Origin of the sequence: Streptomyces sp. NPDC020845, assembly GCF_044334165.1 — a bacterium.
GTDB lineage: Bacteria > Actinomycetota > Actinomycetes > Streptomycetales > Streptomycetaceae > Streptomyces.
Map to the genome: position 1 here is coordinate 1 of NZ_JBIRSJ010000027.1, position 18899 is coordinate 18899.

The following is an 18899-nucleotide window of genomic DNA, read 5'->3' on the forward strand; positions in this document are numbered from 1 at the left end:
TCGGGCTGGTGGGCGCGGAGGTGGTGGGCGAGGCGGTCGGTCGCGGCGTCGAGGGCTTGAGGGGTGCGGGCGGACAGGACGAGGAGGTGTTCGGTATCGCTGGTGGTATCGGTTATGGGTTCGGTTTCTTCGGTTCTAAGTGATACGGGTGGTTCTTCCAGGATCAGATGGGCATTGGTGCCGCCGAAGCCGAAAGCGCTGATGCCCGCGCGGCGGATGTGGGTCGGCGTGTGCTTCCAGGGCGCGGGCTGGTTGTGGATGCGGAAAGGCGTGTGACCGAGATCGATATCGGGGTTGGGGTGGTCGTGATTGATGGTGGGCGGGATGGTTTCGTGACTGAGGGCCAGGACGGTCTTGATGAGACCCGCGATACCGGCCGCGGCGTCGAGGTGGCCGATGTTGCCCTTGAGGGAGCCCAGGGCACACGACGCGGGCGGGCTGTTCCCGAACACCCGCGACAACGCCTGCACCTCGATGGGATCGCCCAGAGCCGTACCCGTTCCGTGTGCCTCCACGTAGTCGATCTCCGACGGCTCGACCCCCGCGCTCGCGTGCGCGGCGGCGACGACGGCGGCCTGACCGGACACGCTCGGTGCGGTGAAACCCACCTTCACCGCGCCGTCGTTGTTGACCGCCGACCCCCTGATCACGGCGTGCACGGTGTCGCCGTCGGCCAGCGCGTCCTCAAGCCGCTTGAGCACCACCACCCCGACGCCGGTACCGAACACGGTCCCTCGCGCGTCGGCGTCGAACGGCCGCACATGGCCGTCCGGTGAGAGGAACGAGCCCTCCTGATGGAGATAGCCCGCGATATGCGGCGCGTTGACGTTGGCCGCTCCCGAAAGCGCCATATCGCATTCGTGGTTCAGCAGCCCCAGGCACGCGCTGTGCACGGCCACCAGAGCCGTCGAGCACGCGGTGCGCAGAGAGAGGCTGGGGCCCTTGAGGTCCAGCTTGTAGGACACCCGGGTGGACAGAAACCCGAGTTCGTTCGCGACCAGGAGCTGGGTGAGCCCCACGGTGTCCCTGAGGTGCGGGTCCTGCTCGATGAGCGGGAGATATCGATTGGCCCCCGCCCCCGCGTAGACGCCGATGCTGCCGTCGTAGCGCGCCGCGTCGCACCCGGCGTGTTCCAGCGCCTCCCAGGCCGTCTCCAGGAACAGCCGGTGCTGTGGGTCCATGACCCGCGCCTCGGCGGCCGTGTAGCCGAAGAACTCGGCGTCGAAAAGGTCCACGCCGTCGAATCGAGCGACCGCTCGCACATAGCCGGGCTGGTTGAACACGTCCGGTGCGACCCCGGCCGAGAGCAGTTCCTCGTCGCTCAGCGGCACGATCGACTCCACGCCGTCCCGCAGATTCGACCAGAACTCCGTCAGATTCCGCGCACCGGGAAACCGCCCGGCCATCCCTACGATCGCGATGCCCCCACGGCCGCCGTCCCCGCCTCGCGCCGTGCTCACAGGCTCTCGCCAAGTCCGTCGATGAGCCTGCTCAGCCTGCGCACGGTGGGCCCCTCGTAGACGATGGTCAGCGGGACCGCCACGGCCAGGTCTTGGCGCAACCGGTGCACCACCTGGAGGCCGAGCAGTGAACTCCCGCCCAGCTCGAAGAAGTTGTCGTGCACCCCGACGCTCTTGAGGCCCAGCAGCCCCTGCCAGATCTCCGCCACCTGCTCCTCCGTATCGCTGCTCGGAGCGACATAGGGATTGCGCAGGCTGGGTCGTTCATGGCGGCGGGCGGCAGGTGGCGCGTCCTTGGCCGGTCCGGCGGCCCACAGCCTTCGGCGGTGTTCCACATCGGCGGTGGAGACGACCAGATGAGGCTGCGAGGAGGTGTTCAGGAGCTCGTCGAACGCGCGACGCCCCTCCTCGGGCGTCAGGGCCAGCTCCCGGATCGCGGCCCCGAAGCCGCTGTCGTCCTGTGCCCGCTGGGTGAAGAGCCACGCGTCCCAGTTGATGCTCGACCATGGCCGGTCGGCGCAGTGATGGCGCTGTGCGAACGCGTCGAGCACGGCGTTGGCGGAGGCGTACGCGCCAAAGCCCAGACCACCGAGGATCGCGGAGATGGAGGAGGACAGCAGGGCGAAGTCGAGGCGCTGGTCGGCGAGCATGTCCTCCAGCACCAGCGGACCGTAGAGCTTGGGACCGAAGTGCCAGGCGCTTTCGTCGTCCCCCAGCTCGGACACCGACCGATGTGCGGCGGGACCGGTTGTGCCGGCACAGTGCAGAACACCGTCGAACGCGCCGAACCGCCGCAGTACCGCTTCCTTCAACTCACCCATGGCCCGGGCGTCGGTGACATCGGCGGCGGCCACCATCACCTCGGAGCCCAGCTCCTCGATGGCGCTTACGGCCTCGATTGCGGACCGGATCCGCGCCGGGTGCTCCGGATCGTCCCAGTCGGTTCGTGGCGGCAGGCCCGTACGGCCGCTGAGGACGAGGCGTACGGGCTCCCGCTCGGCAAGGGCGCGCGCCATCAGGAGGCCGATCTTGCCCAGCCCTCCGGTGATCAGATACACGCCGTTCCGCCGGACCGCCGGTGCCGCGAGCGGGGGGAGGTCGCACGGGACGTACGTGGGCACCCATCGATGTCGGCCGCGCAGGGCGACGGTCCGCTCGACCGGCTCCCGGCCCAGAACCTCCAGAAGTCTCCCGACCGTGGCCCGGGGCGCCTCCGCACCGTCGAGATGGAGGTCCACCTGCGCACACGTCAGCGACGGATACTCCTGGGCGAGGACCTTGGCCACCCCCTGCACCGCCGCTTTCGGCGGGCACAGCGGCTCGTTCCCCACCACTGAGAAGACCTCGCTCGTCACCAGGTCCCAGCGCTGCGGCCGCAGCATCACATCCGCCTCGGCCGCCTGGGCCCAGCGCACCAGGCTGTCGTACGCGCGGCACAGCAGCCCCGCGACATCCTCGGCGGACCGGGTCCGGTCGGCGTCGTGGCCGACGCCCCAGCAGTGCACCACGCGATCCGGCAGGGCGCCGTCCGCCCGCAGCGCGGCGGCGAGCCGGGCGTAGTGCTCCGGCTGTGCCGGGTCCACCACATATCCGTCCTCGCCCCGCACGCCCCACGCGTCGCCGGCCGCCACCGTCCGCACGTCGGCCCCGAGGTCGGCCAGGCGTAGGGCCAGCTCCGAGCCGACCCCGGTCTCGTCGGCGAACACGAGCCATTTGTGGGCGGCGAGCGCACTGGGCGAGCCGGCCGTGGCGGCCGGCAGCCGTTGCCAGGACGGCGAGTAGAACCATTTCGACACCTCGTGGTGTCGGCGCGGCGCGGAGCTCGTGGTGGGCGCCGAAACATCCGGCTCCAGCCAGTATGTGCGGCGCTCGAAGGGGTACGTGGGCAGCCGAACACGGGTACCTCCCTCCGTACGGGGGAAGGGGTCCTCGCGTCCCGCAAGCCACAGCCGTCCGGCCGCGCGGAGCATTGTCGCCCGATCGGACTGGCTCTCGAAGGGACCGGGCAGGGACGGGACCACGGTCCGGTCCGTCCCGGACCCGGCGGGGTGCTGAAGGGCCCCGGTGGTGAGCGTCTGGCCCGGGCCGATCTCGACCAGCGCGATGTCCGGCACGCCCCACAGGGCGTGCAGCCCGTCGGCGAAACGCACCGGGGTGCGGACGTGTTCCGCCCAGTAGTCGGGAGAGGTGGCCTCCTCGTCAGTGATCCACGTACCGCTCACATTGGAGATGAAGGGGACTGTCGGCGGGCTGAGCCGGATTTTCTGGAGCAGCGCCCGGCAGGGTGCGACGACGGGATCGAGGACCGGTGAGTGGAATGGGTGGCGGCTGGTCAGCCGACGGGACACCAGCCCGGCGTCACGCAGCTGATGTGCGGCGTGTTCCACGGCGGCGAGAGTTCCGGACAGGACGGACGTCTGCGGGCCGTTGAGCGCGGCGAGATGGAGGTCGTCACTCGTGTACCGGCGGGCCTCCTCCTCAGCCAGCGGCACGGCGAGCATCGCCCCCTCACCCTGCTTCTCGATGAGCGCGGCGCGCTCGACCACGAAGCGCAGCGCGTCGGGCAGGGAGAACACCCCGGCCGCGCAGGCCGCCACGTACTCGCCGAGACTGTGGCCGATCATGGCATCCGGCCGTACGCCCCACGCGTCCCAGAGCGCGACCAGCGCGTACTCCAGCGTGAACAGGGCGGCGTGGCCCGGACGAGGCTCGTCGAGCGGATGCTCACCGCGCTCCGGTTGCAGCAGCATCTGCCTGAACTCGGCCTGCGCCCCGCCCTCCGCGGAGGGCCTGCCGTCGGTGTGCGCGGTGAACATCAACGGGCGGATGTCCTGGCCCAGCAGCGGCTCCAACAGGCTCGCACAGCGGTCCACGGTGTTCCTGAACGCGGGCTCGCGCGCGTAGAGCCCACGCGCCATCCCCGGGAAGTGGGCGCCGAACCCGGTGAACATGAACCCCACGGGGCGGTGGGCCAGAGCCGCCGCCGTGCCACTGAGCAGCCTGCCGTCGTCCCGTGCCTCGAGCGCGCCGATGGCGTCGGCGGTGTCCGCGCAGACCAGGGTGCGGCGGTACGGGAAGTGGCTGCGGCCGTCGCGGAGGGTGAAGGCGATGTCGGAGAGCGACTGGCCGGGATGGGCGCGCAGATGCGTCAGCAGCCGGTCCGTGGCCGATTCAAGGGCCTCCGGGGTCTTCGCGGAGAGGACCAGCAACTGTTCCTGATCGGCGGTCTGCCCGGTGTAGGCGATCTGCCCGGTGTCGGCGGTCTGCCCGGTGTCCTTCGCCGTGTGCGGCGCCTGCTCGAGGATCACATGCGCGTTGGTCCCGCCGAGTCCGAAGGAGCTGACGGCCGCGCGCCGCGGACCGTCTCCCTCGGGCCAGGGCCGCAGTTCGGTGTTCACGTAGAAGGGGCTGTCCGCCAGGCCGAGCCGTGGGTTGGGCTCCGTGAAATGAAGGCTCGGCGGGATCTGCCCGTGTTCCACGGCGAGAACCGTCTTGATGAGTCCGGCCACCCCCGCGGCCGAGTCCAGATGGCCGATGTTGCTCTTCACCGAGCCGAGCGCACAATGACCGGTCGGCACCCCCTCGTACGCCGCCGTGAGCGCGGCCACCTCGATGGGGTCGCCGAGCGCGGTGGCGGAGCCATGCACCTCCAGATACCGGATGCTCTCGGGCGCCACATCGGCGTTGGCGAGCGCCGTGGAGATCACCTTGGCCTGGGTGACGGCACTGGGCGCGCTGAAACCCGCCCGGTTGGCGCCGTCATTGTTGACCGCCGCCCCCTTGATGACGGCATGAATGTGGTCGTTGTCGGTGATCGCGTCCTTGAGACGCTTGAGCACGACCATGCCGACGCCGTCGCCCCCGACCGTTCCGCGCGCCTCGACGTCGAAGGTGCGGCAGAGGCCGTCGGGGGAGAGGATGCCGTCCTGGCTGTACAGATAGCCGTTGCGCCGCATGCCGTCCACCGAAACACCACCCGCCAGGGCCATATCGCACTGGTAGGCGAGCAGGCTCTGACACGCCTGGACGACGGCCACCAGGGAGGTGGAGCAGGCCGACTGCACCGTCACGCTGGGGCCTTCGAGGCCCAGTTTGTACGAGACCCTGCTGCTGAGGAAGTCGGGCCGGTTGCCGATCACGAGTTCCTTGTCGCTCATCGTCTCGTGGGCGCCGGGGCGCGTACCGATGTTGAACAGCAGATATGTGTTGTGACCCGCGCCCGCGTAGACGCCGACGAGTCCGTCGTAGCCTCCCGGGGCGTGCCCGGCGCTCTCCAGCGCCTCCCAGGCGCACTCCAGCAGCACCCGGTGTTGCGGGTCCATGAGCTCGGCCTCCCGGGGGGAGTAGCCGAAGAACGCCGCGTCGAACGTCTCGCTGCCCTCGAGCAGATAGCCGGCGCGGACGAACCGGGGGTCGTCGAGCGTACGGGGGTCCACCCCACGCGCGGCGAGCTCTTCCTTGTCGAAGCGGGTGACCGCGCATTCGCCCGCCTTGAGGTTGCGCCAGAACGCGTCGATGTCCCCGGCCTTCGGGAAACGCCCGGACATCCCCACGATCGCGATGTCCAGAGTGTCCTCGTCGAGGTCGTCCTCGAACTCGCCGTAAGCTCCGGGAGACTGCTCACTCATGCTGACCTCGTCTCGCTCGCAACTGCTGTTGGCGGCGTTTCAACAACGCGTTCTGCTGGACCCCCTCGGACTGCCGCTCGGAACGGGGATGTTCCGTGCGACGTTGCTGCCCGGACAGGAGCGCGGCCTGTGCCCGCACGGTGGTGTGCTGGAACAGCGACAGCAACTCCACTTCCCGGCCGGCCGCGGCCTGCAGCCGGTGCTGGAGTTCCACCAGCAGCAGGGAGTGCCCTCCGACGTCGAAGAAGTTCTGGTCGGCCCGCACGCTCTCGGTGTGCAGTACGTCCTGCCACACCGCGGCCACGACCCGCTCCAGCTCGTTCGCGAGAGGGAGGGCGGGGCCCTCGCCCGCGCCGGGGGCGGCCGGGGCGGGCAGCGCCGCGCGGTCGACCTTGCCGTGAGCCGACAGAGGGATACGGGGCAGGACGACCAGCGACTGCGGGACCATATGCGGTGACAGCCGTTCGTACAGATGGCGTTCGAGCTCGGGGCGGCCGACCACGCCCGGGCCCACCGTCTCGTAGTACGCCACGATCCGCCGGTCACCGGGCTCGTCCTCGCGTACGACCGTCGCGGCGTTCCGCACCCCGGGGTAGCTCCCCAGCGCGGCGTCGATCTCGCCCAGGTCCACGCGGAAGCCGCGGACCTTGATCTGGTCGTCGCGCCGCCCCAGGAACGCGATCGTGCCATCGGCGAGCCGCCGGACCATGTCGCCCGTGCGATACAGCCGGGGGCCCTTCGGCTCGTCGGAGGTGGCGGGGCCGAAGGCGGTTGCGGTGAGGTCGTCGCGGTGGTGATAGCCGCGGGCGAGGTTGGCGCCACCGATGAGGAGTTCACCGGCCACACCGGCAGGCAGCGCACGGCCCGCCTCGTCGACGACATGGGCCTGAGTGCCGGGCAGCGGGACACCCAGGGGCGCCGTGTCCCACTCGGCGTCCAGATGCTCGGAAACGTCGAGAGTGAGGACGCCGACCGTGGCCTCGGTGGGGCCGTAGTGATTGAACACCCGGCAGGCGGGGGCGCTCCGCTGGATCTCCCGTAACCAGCGCCAATCCGATGCCTCGCCGCCGACGACGAGCAGTCGCCGGGGCAGCAACTCGGCGAAGCGGGGCGAGGACTGGAGCGCACGCAGATGGGAGGGCGCGATCTTCAGCATGTCGATGCCCCACCCGGCCGCCCAGTCCGCCAGCTTGTTCGCGTCCAGGGCGGTGTCCCGGGCGATGAGATGCAGCTCACCGCCCGTGCACAGCGGCGGGGTCAGCATGGTCACACTGGAGTCCACCGACAGCGGTTGCACCATGGCGCAGCGCATCGGCCCATCGATGCCGAACCGGCGGACGACGGCCATGGTGTAGCTGACCAGCTGACGGTTCTCCACCACGACCCCCTTCGGCCTGCCTGTGGAGCCGGAGGTGTAGAGCAGATAGGCGGCGTGTGACAGGGCGCCGGGTGCGACGGCCGTGTTCTGTGTGGGCCTGCCCCGCAAGGCGGTCCACGCCGTGTCGAGTGCGACGATCCGGTACGTCCCCAGGTCCCCGGGCTCGAGCGCTCCTGCCACCACAAGGGTGCTGACGCCCGCGTCGCTGAGGATGCCGTCCCTGCGCTTGACGGGATCACGCAGATCCACGGGTACGTAGGCGCCCCCCGCCTTGAGGATGCCCAGGACCGCCACCACCATCTCCGGACAGCGCTCCATGCGGATGCCGACGGCGACTTCGGGGCCGACTCCCAGTTCGCGTAACAGGTGGGCCAGCTGATTGGCCCTGGCGTTGAGCTCGCGGTACGTCAGGGTTGTGCCGTCGGCCCGCAGCGCGAGGGCGTCCGGGGTACGGGCCGCCTGCGCCTCGAAGAGCTGGGAGAACGTCCGGTCCGGCGGATGGGCCGCGACACTGTTCAGCTCGTCGAAGATGCGTTCCTCGTCCGCGGTGAGCAGAGGCAGCTCGGCCACCGGCCGATCGGGGTCCTCGGTCACGCCGAGGAGCAGTGTGCTGAGGTGTCCGACGGCGCGGCGCGCTGTGGACTCGTCGAACACATCGGTGGCAAAGAGCAGGTGGCCCGATAACCGGTCCCCGTCATCCGTCAGATGGAGAGCCAGATCACCCACGATGGCGGGGCTGTACTCCGGCCGGTACGTCATGGTGAGGCCGGCCACATCGCTGCCGATCCGTGGGGCGGCCCGGTACGAGAATCCGGGATGGCCGAGCGCGGCGCCGTGTCCGGCGGTGGCTGCCTCCAACTGCCGCCGCACCTCGCGGACCAGTTCCCGAAACGGCAGCGTGGCCCGGATCGCGCACCGTACCGCGACCTCCGACTCGAAGCAGCCCGGAACACCGGCGTCGCCTGGGTGTCTGCCGTCCGGAGCAGGAACGGAGACGATCAGATCCGTCTGCCCGCTGTAGCGGTGCAGCAGCACCAGATACGCCGCCAGCAGCGCCGCGTCGAGGCCGTCGCCCTCCCATGTGCGGAGTGTTGTCGAGGCCGGTTCGGGGATGTCGAAGAGCACGGCCTCGGCGCGCAGATCGCGGCGGAGGGGGACCGGCCGGTCCCAGGGGAGCTCCGGCGCGGGGGGCGGTTCGGGGGTGTTCTCCGGGGAGCGCGGCACTGGGGCCTGCGGCTCCGGGGCGTACGACGCTGAGGCATGTGGTGGTGGGGCGTCAGGCTGGTCGGTGACTCGCGCCTCGTAGGCGGCAGCGGTCTGCGACACCAATAGCTCCAGCGACGCTCGGTCGCACACCAGACGGTGCGTCACCACCACGAGGATGTGTTCCCGCTCCCCGCCCCGGATCAGACCGGCCCGGACGAGCGGCCCCCGCGCCGGGTCGAAGGGGGCCCGTACGGTGTCGGCCACCAACTCGTCGGCCTGCCTGGTGCGTTCGCTCCGTGGGAATGGACAGACGTCATGGTGTGTGACGGGTATGTCGGGTCGTGCGTCGAGCGGCAGTGGGGTGCCGTCCGCCGCGTCGAAGCGAGCGGCGATCGACGGGTGTCGCGACAGGACCGAACGAAACGCGGAAACCAGCGCGCCCGGGTCGAGGGCGCCGTGCAGTTCCAGCCGGCAGGCCACATGCGGAAGCGGGCTGTCCCGTACCAGTCGGCTCAGCAGCCATGCCTGCTCCTGCGCGGGCGACAGGGCGGCCCGTGGGGAAGAGGGATGCGTCATGAGACTGCCTCATAACTGGACCGAGTCGTCGGCCGGATGGTGGACGCGACTGCTCCAGCGGCCGAGGAGCGTCTGGTGGATCTGTGTCGTCCCCTCGATGATCTCCATGACCTTGGCGTCCCGGAACGGCCGCGCGACCGGCGATTCCCCGCCGATGCCGCGTGCCCCGTGGATCTGCACCGCGTCGGAGGCCACGCGATTGGCCATGGCGGAGGAGAAGTACTTGGCGACCAGCGTCTGATGGACGGCGTCCGCGGCCCTGGTCTCCTTCGCGACCCCGGCCTCCCAGCACAGCAGCCGTGCCGCCCGTACGCCGGTGATCATGTCGGCGAGCATGCGCTGCACCAGCTGATGCTCCATGATCACGCTGTCGTACTGCGTGCGCTTCTCGGCGTACCCGGTCGACGCGTCGAGGCACGCCTGGGCGAGTCCCACGCACCCCCACGCGGTGCTGTAACGGCCGATGTCGAGCGCGGACGACGCGACGAACGCGAGCCCCGAGCCGGGGCGGCCGACCATGGCGTCCGAGGGGATACGGCATTCGTCGAAAGTGATCCGGGCCAGCATCGAGCCCCGCAGACCCAGCAGGTTTCGCAGCGGTTCGACATATATGCCCGGAGAGTCGCGGTCCACCAGAAAAGCGGTATGGTGCCCTTCGTACTGGGCGAATACCAGAAAGCCGTCGGCGAGTTGACCGAAGCTGATCCATTCCTTCACGCCGTTCAGCACCAGATCAGGGCCGTCGGGCCGTGCCTCGGTCGTTACGCTCTTGGCGTCGCTGCCCACTCCGGGCTCCGTGAGGGCGAACGCGAGGACCGCCTCGCCCGCGGCGACGGCCGGAAGCCAGCGTGCGCGCTGCGCGGGCGTACCCCACTTCCAGATGGAGTGGGACACCATGTCCTCGACGGCGACGAAATTGCGTACCGTGGAACAGGCGCGCCCCATCTCCTCGGACATCAGGCCGTAGGTCACGGTGTCCCTGGCCGAGCCGCCCCAGTCCTCCGGCAGTAGCGAGGAGATCCATCCTTCATCAGCGAGGTCCTTGACAATCGGCCGCGGAAGTTCCTGTTCCGCGTCGCACATATCCGCCCGGGGCGCCAGGGCCGTATCCGCGAACTTCCGGAACCGCCTCCAGTTCTCTCGCTGTCCCGTCGTCAGCTGGCTGATCATCAGTGGTTTCTCCGCTCTTTGGGGTGAAGGCACTGTTCAGCAGCCCCGTGGTGAGCGCGGCGGTGGGCGCTCCAGGCTCGGGGAGGTCGGGCGTGGGCCAAGAAGGGCCAACGGCCGATAAGGTTGAAGAGAACATGTCATGACATGTCATTCGGGCTGAGTCGGCCCGATGCAATGGCGTCGCCGCTCTGGTCGGCTGTTCCCACAGGTTCCTGCTGTGCCAAGCGGAACGGGGTGATCCCAGTCAGCCGCGCCAATTCCCAATATCGGGCGGCGTCTTTATGGGCGGAACTCTTTCAACAAACATGCACGATGAGGTCGCTCAGGCCCGTCACTCCACAACAGCTAAAGAGGCTAACCCATGCCTCCGTTGGCGGCAATGCTTCCGGCAAAGCTGATGGGAAGGAGGGGAAGGTGTCAAATGGAAGGTTATGCGGAGAGGCGTCGCCCACCGCCGTCTGGACCTATACGAAGCCCGGACGACGATGCGAGCGTCATTCTTCCTCCGCTTCTCCCGGGGCAGCTGTCAGGCGCCGGTCCGGGCCGGGGTCAGCCGGAGTACGGTGCCCTCGCCGTTGGCCGACAGGAGCAGGGAGCCCTCCGGGGCGACGGCGAGGCCGGCGAACCGGATGGCCATTCCCGGCAGGCCGCCGGCGAACAGCGCGGGCTGGGTGCGGGGGACGACGCCCGGGGGCGGTCCGACCGGCAGGTCCTCCGCGTCGATTCTGCTTTCCCCCGTGGTGAGTGAGATCGCCCGGAGCCTGCGGTGATCGGTCTCCACCGTGAACAGCTCGTCACCCATGACCGCCAGGCCCTGCGGCGCCCCGAGACCGTCCGCGACGGTCACCGTCTCCCCGTCGTCGATCCGGTGCACCACCCCGAGCCGGTCGTCACTCACATAGCAGCGCCCCTCCTCGTCGAAGGCCACGTCCACGGGGTGGTCGAGCCCTTCGGCGAGCGGAGTGATGGTGCCGTTGTCGTCGATGGCCACGACCCGGCCGGCGCCCGCCTCGGCGACGACGAGCGAGCCGTCCGGCCCCACAGCGATCCCTAGAGGCTGCTTCAGCCCGGATGCCCGGTTCCGGGTGGTCCTGTGCACCGGGTCGTAGGTGTGGACGTCGCCGAACTGCGAGGTGAGGTGCAGCAGTTCGGCGTCGGCAGCGATCCCATGGGAGAAGCACAGGAAGGCGGATGTGGCCACGGTGCCCGGCTCGTCGTCGACGGAGACTTCGTGGGAGCTTTCGTGGGAGGTTTCCCGGGAGATGTCGAGGGAGACGGCGGGGCTCGCCAGCCGGTAGTGGTCGGCCGCGTACACCGTGCCACCCAGATCGACAGTCACCCCGTAGGGCCCGTCGAGCCCGCGTGGCACGATCTCGCGGGTCCTGCCGTCGGAGTGCATCTCCATGATGCCGCCGCTGGCGTAGCTGGAGAGGAACATCCTGTTCTCGGTGTCGAACGCCGCGTTGTCCAGGCCCACCACACCGCTGTGGACGAGCGCCCGAGACCCGGTGCCGTGCACATCGATGCGCGTCACGATGCCTTCCACGCCCCGCGACAGGACATGCAGTACACCGCCTTGGTCGAAGCGGACCGCGACCGGCTGGTGCACATCCTCCGCGACCACCTCGGGCGTACCGCCGTCCGGCGGTATCCGCCAGACCTGGCCGCTGAGCATATGCGGATAGTAGAGATGGTCGTCCGGGCCGAGTTGCATCGCATTGCCCATGGCCAGCCCCTCGGTGAGTACCACCGGGCCACCGCCGGCCGGGAAGAGTTCCATCAGGCGGCCGTCGGGTTTCATCTCGTTGATGAAGAGCCGGTCGCCGATGCAAGTGATGCCGTTGGGGTTGGTGACCTCGTCGGACACGAGGGTGTACGCCCCCTCGGGGCTGCGGCGCCACACCCGGCCGGGGACCAGGTCGGTGATGTACATCGAGCCGTCCGCCCCGAAGGCGAGGTCGTCCGGTGACTGGACCGGACTGTCCATCGGCACGATCACCTCGACGTCCCCGGTGACAGGGTCGACGGCGCTGATCTGCCCGGCGAGGAACTGGGCGACGTACAGCCGCCCGTCGGGTCCGAAGGCGACGCCGTTGGAACCCCACAGCCGGTTGGGTTGGTTGAGCCGTTCCACCTCCCAATGGCTGCTGGTGGCTCGGCTGCGGCCGGTCGCGTCGAACCGGCTGGGTGACACCATCGTGTCGTTGCCCACCTCCTCGGAACCCCCGGTCTTCACTGGGCCTCCATGAGGACGTCGTTCATCCCGCCGTCCGCACCACGCCAGCGCCGCAGCAGCTCATGGAACGCGACCGGGCCGTCGCCGTAGGACTCGCTCCGCTTACGCGGCCGGCCCTCGTTGTTGTAGTAGCCGGGCGTGCACTCCGCATGGAATTTCTGCAGGTCAGCAGCCTTCTCGCGGATTGTCGCCACCCATTGGTCCTGCGCCGCGACCGTCGGCTCGACATACCGGGCCCGGCGCTTGCGCGCCTCGGCAACGACCTCGGCGATATGGAGCGCCTGCTCGTCGAGGACGTGGACGAAATTGACGGCGCTGGCGTTCTGCACCGGGCCGAGCTGGAAGAGGTTGGGGAAGCCGTGGCTGTAGAACCCGTGGAGCGTCCTCGGACCCTCCTTCCAGGAGTCCATCAGGGACACCCCGCCCCTGCCGTACACCGGAAGCTTCCCGGACATGACCCCTGAGACACCGACCTCGAATCCGGTCGCGAAGACGATGCAGTCGACGTCGTACTCCACCCCGCCGACCACGACCGCGGTCTCGGTGATCCGTTCCACGCCGTGGGTGTCGGCCGTGTCGATCAGGGTGACATTGGGCCGGTTGAAGGTCTGGAGATAGGTGTCACTGAAGGTGGGCCGCTTGCACATATAGCGGTACCAGGGCTTGAGTTTTTCCGCCGTTTCCGGGCCCTCCACGAGGGTGTCCACGCGGGCCCGCAACTCGTTCATCTTCTGGAAATCGGCGATCTCGTAGGCGCGTTCCCGTTCCTCGGACCCGATGTGGGCATAGCTGTTGGTCGGGATCATCTTCTCGTACAGCCGGGCACTGCTGGTCCAGGCGTCGTTCACCAGGTCCTCGTCGGCCCGTACGCCCGTGACGACCTTGAGGAAGTTCTCCATGCGCCGCCGCTGCCAGCCCGGCCCGAGCGACTCGGCCCACTTCGGCTCGGTGGGCCGGTTGTCGCGCACATCCACCGAGGACGGTGTGCGCTGGAATACGTACAGGTGTCGTGCGTCGGCCCCGAGATGCGGCACGACCTGGATGGCGGTCGCGCCCGTGCCGATGAGGGCCACGCGTTTGTCGGCGAGTTTGTCCAGGCCGCCACCCGCGTCTCCTCCGGTATAGGCGTAGTCCCAGCGGCTGGTGTGGAACGTGTGCCCCTTGAAGCTTTCGATCCCGGGGATGCCGGGAAGCTTGGGCTGGCTGAGCGTCCCGCCGGCCACCGCGACGAAGCGCGCCCGCATCTCATCACCGCGGTCGGTGGAGACGATCCACTCCGACTCGGCCTCGTCCCAGCGCAGTTCGGTGGCCTGCGTCTGGAAGCAGGCGTCGTCGTAGAGGTGGAAGCGGCGCGCGATGGCGCAGGCGTGCAGCCGGATCTCCTCTCCCGGCGCGTACCGCCACTTCGGGACGTATCCGACCTCCTCCAACAGCGGCATATAGATGTACGACTCGATATCGCAGTGGATGCCCGGGTAGCGGTTCCAGTACCAGGTACCGCCGAAGTCGCCACCCTTCTCGATCACTCGGATCGACTCCACGCCGGCCTGGCGCAGCCGCGCCGCGGCGAGAAGGCCGCCGAACCCGCCGCCGATGACCAGCGCTTCGACCCGGTCGCGCAGCGGTTCGCGGGTGAACCCACGGTCGGCGTGGGGGTCGTCCTCGAAGTAGCCGAACTGGCCGGTGGTGCTCTGGTACTGGGCCTTGCCGTCGGGGCGGATCCGGCGGTCACGCTCGGCGCGGTAGCGGGCGCGCAACTCGTCCGGATCGAAGCCAAGCTGCTCGGGGTCGGTGGGGGTGAGGCCGGTGGGTGTGGGGGGAACGCCACTCACGAGGGGAAGTCTCCTTGCTCCATGATTGCGGTCTGCGCGCCAGTCAACCCAATGCACTTCAATCAGTCAATCGATTGATTTAAATTTGGCCATGGCGTCTGCCACGGCGTCTGCCACAGCGACGGCGACAGGCCGGGCGCGGATCAGGAACCGGATCAGGAAGACGCGCGTACGACAAGGCGCGGCACGATCACCGTCTCGCGCGCCTGGGCGCCGGTCATCAGCGTGGCGACCTGCTGCACCGCGGCCCGGCCGAGGAGTTCCTTGTCGACCAGCAGGGTGGTCAGCGGTGGGTCCACCAGCCGACTGAGGGTCAGCCCGTCGCAGCCGACGAACGCGCAGTCCTTCGGCACGCTCACCCCGCGGTCGCGGGCGCGGCGCATGGCGCCGATGGCGATCAGGTCGTTGTACGCGAGCACGGCCGTCGCCCCGAAACCGGTGTCCAGCACATCGTCCATGGCCGCCGCCCCACCGTCGAGGGAGTTGACGGCCGGGAACACCCATCCCTCCTCGGCGGGCAGCCCGAATTCCGTGGCGGCCCGGAGGAACAGCGAGTGCCGGGTGCCGCGGTCCCCGGCGTCCGGGCGTCCGCGGTCGTCGAGCATCGCGATCCGACGGTGGCCGCGCTCCACGAGGTGGCCGACCGCCTGGCGCATCCCGGTGGCGAAGTCGATCCGGCCCCCGCTCACCGCCGGTGGCCGGTGCTCGTTGTCGAGCAGCACGAAGGGCATACCGGAGCGTTGGACGAGCTCGATGGCGGCGGGGTCGAGCAGAAAGGCGACACAGGCGTCCACATGGTCCACCACGGTCGCGGCCACCGCGGTCTCCCGTTCCAGGGCGGACCCGGTGCTGTAGATGGCGACCTGCCAGCCGCGCTCGTCGGCCGCCGCCAGCACGCCGGAGACCACCTCGGGGAAGAAGGGGTTGAGCACATCCGCGATGACAAGGCCCAGCGTGGTGAGTCCCGGGCCGACCATGCCACGGGCGAACCGGCTGGGGCGGTAGCCCATGGCCTGGGCCACCTCAAGCACCCGCTGCCGCGTGGCGGGGTCGATCTCCGGTTTGTCGTTGACCGCGCGGGAGACGGTCTGCCGGGACACCCCGGCCGAACGCGCCACGTCGTCGATGGTGATACGGCGCGACCTGGCGTTCGGGGGCACGGCCCCACCCCTCTCCCCACCCCGCGTACGTGGCGTACGAGAGCGCTCACGTGAACGCTCCCGCCCCGATCATCGCCGCGGCGACGACGGGCGTCAATGGATCGCATCCGCGTAACATCCCGCCGTTTCACACATATTGACACAGCGGCCGAGTGGGCCGGACAGTGCTCCGTGAACGCTCACGGGAACGTTCACGGAGGACAGGACATGCCCACGCTGAGGATCCCGCTCCGCCCCCTACACATCCGAGCAGCCCGAGCAGCACGCGCCGCGCGCACCTGTTGGCGCACCCTGTGCGCGGCACTCGTACTCGCCCTGGCCGTCGGCCTCCTCTCCGCCCCCGCGGCCGACGCCGAGGTCCAGCATCCGCGGCAGGAGTGGCTGCGCGCGTCCACCGCCGGCCTATTTCTGCACTGGGGCATGTTCACCTACCCCAAGCACCAGAACTGCCGGGAGTGGGAGCGCGATGTCACCGAGGGCGGCTGGAGCGCGGACTACTGGGTGGACGAGGCGCGTAAGCTCGGCGCCTCGTACATCGTGCTGGCGACCTTCCACAGCAGGCTGGGCTACGCCCGCCCCTGGCCCTCGAAGATCCCCGGCAGCTGTGCCACCGAGCGCGATCTGCTCGGCGAACTGGTCGCCGCGGGCAAGGCCAAGGGCGTGCACATCATCCTCTACATGACCGACGACCCGCAGTGGCACAACGAGTCGGGCACCGAGACGCTGGACTCGGCCGCCTACTCCGCGTACAAGGGCCGGCAGGTCGACCTGACCACGCGCCGCGGCTTCGGCATGTTCAGCTACGACCTGTTCTTCGAGGTCATGGAGAACTACCCGGACCTGTCGGGCTTCTGGATCGACAACGACAACGAGTACTGGGAGGAGAAGGGCCTCTACGAGCAGATCCGTGAGCGCCGGCCGTCCTGGCTGCTGAGCAACAACAACGAGGACACGCCGATCATGGACACGGTCAGCAACGAACAGAAGACCGGCATGACCCCGGCGTACGACTACCCCGCCGCCGTGACCGTCCCCATGCCACGGCTGACCGAGGCCGACTACAAGCTGCCGACCGCTGGCGACTGGTGGTACGACGGCGGCGACCACCAGGTCGACGCCCGGCTCAGCACCGGCCGTTACATCACCAACGCCGGGTCCTCCATCAAATCGCTCATGGCCGAGACACCGATGGTGAACGGCAAACTGCCGCCACAGCAGGAGGAGTTCAACGACTTCATGGGCCGGTGGGTCGAACCCGTCCGGGAGTCGGTGTACGGCGTCGAGGGCGGCGGCTATATGTACGGCGGTATGCAGCCCGGCTTCTGGAACGACGGCGCCCACGGCGTGGTCACCGTGGGCCGGGGCGAGGAAGGCGACCGCACCCAGTACGTACACGTGGTCACACGGCCGCGGACCGATCTGGTGCGGCTGCGCGACAACGGCTACGCGGTGCGCCGCGTCACCGACCTGCGCACCGGCGAGGCGATGCGCTTCAGCCAGTCCGGTGGCCACCTGTCGATCCTCGGCATCAGCGACTGGGATCCGTACGACACGGTGTTCAAGGTCGAGACCGACGGCCGTCAGCCCTACTACCCGCAGTCCGGCGTCGACGCCACCGCCTCGTCCGCACGCGCCGGGCACCTGGCGGCCGACCTCGCCGACGGAAACCACGAGACCTACTGGGACAGCGACGGCGAGCTGCCCGTCTCCGTCACGCTCGATCTCGGCGCCCGCAAACGCGCCACGGCTCTGGCGGTGAACCAGCGCGAATGGTCCCCGACGCACGCACGGTCGTCCTTCGGCCGTCCCGAGGACTCCGCGCGCATCAAGGACTACCGCGTCTACGCCAGTGGCGACGGCAAGCGCTGGACGCAGGTGCGCGCGGGCGCGTTGCGCAGCGCCCGCGGGGTGCAGACCATCGACATCGGCGACCAAGACGCCCGCTATCTCAAGCTGGAGGTACGCAGCTTGTGGGGCGGCCCGCAGGCGCCGGAGTTCTTCAACCAGCTGCGCATCGACGAGATCCAGGTGGCGTACGGCCGCCCGAAGCCCACCCGCACCCGGCTGCCGCTGGAGGCCGAGGCACGGGAGAACCGGCTGACGGGCGCGGCCCGCTCCGTCGAGTGCGGCGCCTGCTCGGGTGCGCGGCGGGTCGTCGGGCTCGGTGGGGGCCTGAGCAACTCCGTGACGTACCGCGACGTCCGCGCCCCCGAGGACGGCGACTACCGGCTCCAGCTCGACCACACCGCGGCGGCCACCTCCTCCCTGTCCGTGAGCGTCAATGGCGCTGCGCCGGTCGAGGTGCCCGTCGTCGCGAACAACCCCGACAGGGCAGGAGGGGTGCCGGAGAGCACGGCGGTCTCCGTGCCGCTGAAGGCCGGCGCCAACACCGTACGGATCTTCTCCACGGCCGTCCGCGGTCCCGGCCTCGACCGGATCGCGGTCGCGCCCCTGCCCCCGGCCTCGTACACGCCCAAGACCACGCTCACCGTCCGGCCACACGGCCTGCAGTGGGTCGGCCCCGGCCAGCGGTCGATCACCGTCACGGCGTCGCTCCGGCTCGACGACGACGAGCAGCTCGACGGCGTCAGCCTCGCCCCGCGGCTGCCGGCCGGCTGGACCGCGGACGGCGGTCCGGTCACGGCCCGGTCGCTGCGGCTCGGCCAGACGCTGACGGGCAGCTGGACCCTCACCTCGCCACCCGGCCAGGACGCAGGCTCGCCCGACATCCCCGTCACGGCGGACTTCACGCTGCTCGGCCGGCAGAAGTCCGTCTCGGACCCCGTCCGGGTGCGGCCGCTGCCCGCCGGCCGGATCTGGGCGCGCGAGGCGGAGGACTCGGCCAACCACTTGGGCAGCACCGGCATCACAAGCTGCGGACCCTGCTCCGGTGCCGAGAAGGTGCGCAACATCGGCGGCAGTGAACGGGCGGCCGTGACCTTCCCCGACGTCGTCGTCCCCGACGGCGGGCAGCGCACGCTCTACCTCGACTACACGGTCAACGGCACCCGCTCGTTCCAGATCAGCGTCAACGGCGGCCCGCCGACCGCGGTGACGGTGACCGACACCGGGAACACCACCCCACGTACGACCTCCGTCCCCGTCACCCTGAAACCCGGCGCCAACACGATCGAGATCTCCAACGCCACCGAGTCGGCCCCGGACCTCGACCGGATCTCCCTCGGCTGAGTCCGAGCGCTGATCAAGGTCGCGAAAGGGTTCTGGAACGCTCCTGGAACACCGACGACGCCGA

General features: G+C 69.6%; 8 protein-coding genes. 1 reads left to right on the top strand and 7 read right to left on the bottom strand.

The genetic code is table 11. The features are described from left to right. From ACH4U7_RS47940 to ACH4U7_RS47970, 7 genes are all read right to left on the bottom strand, one after another. Nucleotides 1–1460, bottom strand: a 1460-nt coding sequence (locus ACH4U7_RS47940; RefSeq protein ID WP_398534044.1) for a beta-ketoacyl synthase N-terminal-like domain-containing protein, incomplete at its 3' end; no start/stop codon positions are given. Next, complete coding sequence (locus tag ACH4U7_RS47945) at nt 1457–6088, bottom strand: beta-ketoacyl synthase N-terminal-like domain-containing protein (RefSeq protein WP_398534045.1); 4632 nt, start codon at nt 6086–6088, stop codon at nt 1457–1459. The genes ACH4U7_RS47940 and ACH4U7_RS47945, both read right to left, overlap by 4 nt. After that, nucleotides 6081–9248: an amino acid adenylation domain-containing protein gene (locus tag ACH4U7_RS47950; RefSeq protein WP_398534046.1), complete on the bottom strand. Its 3168-nt coding sequence runs from the start codon at nt 9246–9248 to the stop codon at nt 6081–6083. Before ACH4U7_RS47950 ends, ACH4U7_RS47945 begins: the two co-directional genes overlap by 8 nt. Nucleotides 9249–9257: 9 nt before the next feature. Beyond that, entirely contained in the window at nt 9258–10418 is a 1161-nt protein-coding gene (locus ACH4U7_RS47955; protein WP_398534047.1) for an acyl-CoA dehydrogenase family protein, read from the bottom strand. A 526-nt stretch (nt 10419–10944) separates the two neighbouring features. Next, complete coding sequence (locus ACH4U7_RS47960; protein WP_398534122.1) at nt 10945–12615, bottom strand: hypothetical protein; 1671 nt, start codon at nt 12613–12615, stop codon at nt 10945–10947. 35 nt (nt 12616–12650) lie between these two features. Continuing rightward, nucleotides 12651–14486 carry a flavin-containing monooxygenase gene (locus tag ACH4U7_RS47965; RefSeq protein ID WP_398534048.1) on the bottom strand — a complete coding sequence of 612 codons (1836 nt, stop codon included), beginning with the start codon at nt 14484–14486 and terminating at the stop codon, nt 12651–12653. Between the two features lie 155 nt (nt 14487–14641). Then, entirely contained in the window at nt 14642–15646 is a 1005-nt protein-coding gene (locus ACH4U7_RS47970; RefSeq protein ID WP_398534049.1) for a LacI family DNA-binding transcriptional regulator, read from the bottom strand. A gap of 207 nt (nt 15647–15853) precedes the next feature. Here ACH4U7_RS47970 and ACH4U7_RS47975 point away from each other — a divergent pair, with 207 nt between their 5' ends. Then, the gene (locus tag ACH4U7_RS47975; RefSeq protein ID WP_398534050.1) at nt 15854–18835 is read left to right on the top strand and encodes an alpha-L-fucosidase; all 2982 of its coding nucleotides are present in this window, start codon (nt 15854–15856) and stop codon (nt 18833–18835) included. Nucleotides 18836–18899 lie beyond the last annotated feature (64 nt).